The sequence below is a fragment of the Oleiphilus sp. HI0080 genome, assembly GCF_001635135.1.
The window spans coordinates 1-2,606 of sequence record NZ_LWFU01000419.1; the positions used below are offsets into that span (position 1 = coordinate 1).

General features: G+C 47.9%; 3 protein-coding genes. All 3 read left to right on the forward strand.

Annotated features, from left to right (window positions below):
• Positions 1 to 721 (forward strand): class I SAM-dependent methyltransferase (locus tag A3751_RS07850; RefSeq protein WP_068454053.1); only part of this gene is annotated, 721 nt, incomplete at its 5' end.
• An 85-nt stretch (positions 722 to 806) separates the two neighbouring features.
• A complete protein-coding gene (locus tag A3751_RS07855; RefSeq protein WP_068454056.1) occupies positions 807 to 1,169 on the forward strand; it encodes a cytochrome c5 family protein in 363 nt (120 codons plus the stop codon).
• 31 nt (positions 1,170 to 1,200) lie between these two features.
• Positions 1,201 to 2,559, forward strand: a complete 1,359-nt coding sequence (locus A3751_RS07860; RefSeq protein ID WP_068454059.1) for a D-arabinono-1,4-lactone oxidase — start codon at positions 1,201 to 1,203, stop codon at positions 2,557 to 2,559.
• The last annotated feature ends 47 nt before the right edge of the window (positions 2,560 to 2,606 follow it).

A 2,606-nucleotide genomic window follows, 5' to 3' on the forward strand; every position in this document is an offset into this window, starting at 1 on the left:
GTTCGATGCGCTTGATACTGTTGAGGCTATTCTCATTCAATCGCGCGAGTGGCCCGATTTTGTCACCAGCGTTTTTGCCTCGCGCAACCCGCTCGAGTTGCCTTTAATTTTCCCTGGAATGATAGATGATGGACTCCATTGCGAAATTAAGCTCGGTAAGAACCGTAACACCGGTGTTTTTCTAGACATGCGTGCCGGCTGGTTTTGGGTAAAAGCCCATTCGCACAACAAGCGAGTGCTCAATCTGTTCTCTTACACCGGAGTATTTTCACTGTTTGCTCTGCATGGCGGTGCACGTCGAGTCGACAACGTAGACATGGCCGCAAACGTCTTAAAAATCGCGCAAAAAAATCATCAAAGTAATCAGTTGCATGATGGCTGCTCAGCATTTTACAAAAGAGATATTCTGAAAGCGCAACGTTGGTTTGAAAGTCGTGAGCCCTATGATCTAATCATTCTCGATCCGCCGCCCTATCAGAAGAAAGCATTTCAAGGCTGGAAGGACTACTTGAAGTTACTTGACCACAGCCGTCATGCCTTAGCGGAAGATGGAACCATGCTCTGCTGCCTAAACAACCCGCAGATCAGCATTGATGAGTTCAAGCATGATCTTAGCCAACACTTCGGAGATCATGCTGATCTGGAAGTAATTGAACGTGCGCCAGAGATAGAAGAGCTGGATAACTCAAAAGGTTTGAAACTTATCGCAGTAAGACCCTGAAAATGGCCATTTTGCACTAGGGATGCAAGCACGAGTGTAAATATAGTAGCTATTCATTAGCGAAAAGATAGCGACGTAGTAAAACATGAGCCACCGAAAAATAAGCAACGCTTTGTTGATCATGATGACAATGTTCGCAATAGCAGGTCTCAGCGCCTGCACCAGCAAGCCGGACAGCAACACTCAAATCCCAAGTGTTAATCTTAGCGAGAGCCAACTCGCTAAGTACGAAGCGAGCTGCAAAGCGTGCCACGAAGTGGAAGGTGCTGGCGCCCCGCTCCGCGGAGACACTGAAGCATGGAGCGCCATACTCATTCAGCCTATTGACGACATTATCAACAAAGTCGTTAACGGCTATCAGGGCATGCCACCCTTAGGACAATGTTTTGACTGCGATCAACAAGACTTGGAATCCCTCGTCTACTATTTAGCAACGCCCAAAAATTAAGGCACAAACTAAACGGATAATAAGAAACGCCATGATGTATCGTAGAGATCTTCTCAAATCTATCGTTGCCGCATGTCTGGCAAGCTCTGTCCCAAACATTGCCGTTGGGTCAAAGCCACTGCCATGGCAAAACTGGTCCGGCAACCAACGGTGCGTTCCAAGCCAACGCGTCGCCCCAAAGTCAACTTTAGATGTTCAGGCATGGATGCGGAATAACTCTGGAAAAATGCGCTCGGTCGGCTCGGGTCATTCTTTCACTGCGCTAGTGCCAACCAACGATACGCTTATCAGTACCAGTTATATCCGCGGGGTGAGCGCCGTCTCTGGCAGCAAGTACGAGGCCGACATTGGCGCTGGCACGCAGTTAAGCGCCATTGGCCCTGCTCTGAATGATATGGGTCAGGCGATGATCAACATGCCCGATGTCGACCGTCAAACAATGGCAGGTGCCATCAGCACCGCGACGCATGGCACAGGGCAAACACTGCAATGCTTGTCGGCCTATGTCAGCGAGATCGAACTCGTTACGCCGAGTGGGGAGCTGTTCGTTTGCAACGAGCAAGACAATCAAGCGCTGTTCAAAGCCGCGCAAGTAGGCTTAGGTAGCCTTGGCTTGATGACCCGAATCCGTATGCGCAACCGAGAACCCTTCCGTTTAAAACGCCTCGCTCGCTGGCATAAGTACTCGGAGGGTTTAGCAGCAGCCGAGGCTTTAGCGCAGCAACACCGTAATTTTGAGTTTTATGTTATTCCCTTCACCGGAATGATTTTGAGTGATGCCCTCGACGAAACCTCAGAAGCGCCGTCGGTGAAAGAAGAGCTAGACGGTAACGATGGGTTGATGGATTTGAAACTTGCTCGAGATTATTTAGGCTGGAATAACGAGCTGCGCGAGTTAGTGCTTGGCACATACATGAAAACGCTGAATACCGAAACGAACATCGACCATAGCCATCAGATTTATGCGACAGAGCGAAACGTGCGCTTTAATGAGATGGAATACCACCTCCCGGCCAGTATTGGACTAAAAGCTCTCGATGAAATTAAGGTATTGATTGAAAAAGAGTTTCCGCAGGTATTCTTCCCTTTCGAATGCCGCTTTGTAAAAGCGGATGATTGCTGGCTCTCGCCATTCTACAAAAGAGATAGCATTTCAATCGCGGTACACCGTTACTTTGAGGAAGACCACAAACCGCTGTTTTCAGCGATCGAACCAATCTTTCAAAAGTATGGTGGGAGACCACATTGGGGCAAACTTAACAGTTTTACCGGCAAACAATTCAGAGACGCTTACGAGCACTGGGATGATTTTAAAAAAATTCGCCAAGAAATGGATCCAAAAAACCAATTGTTGAATGCGTATCTCGCCTCGGTTTTCAAGGATTCATAATCCTTAAACATAAATTTGCTTCAGGTAACAGACTGGTTTATTTTTAG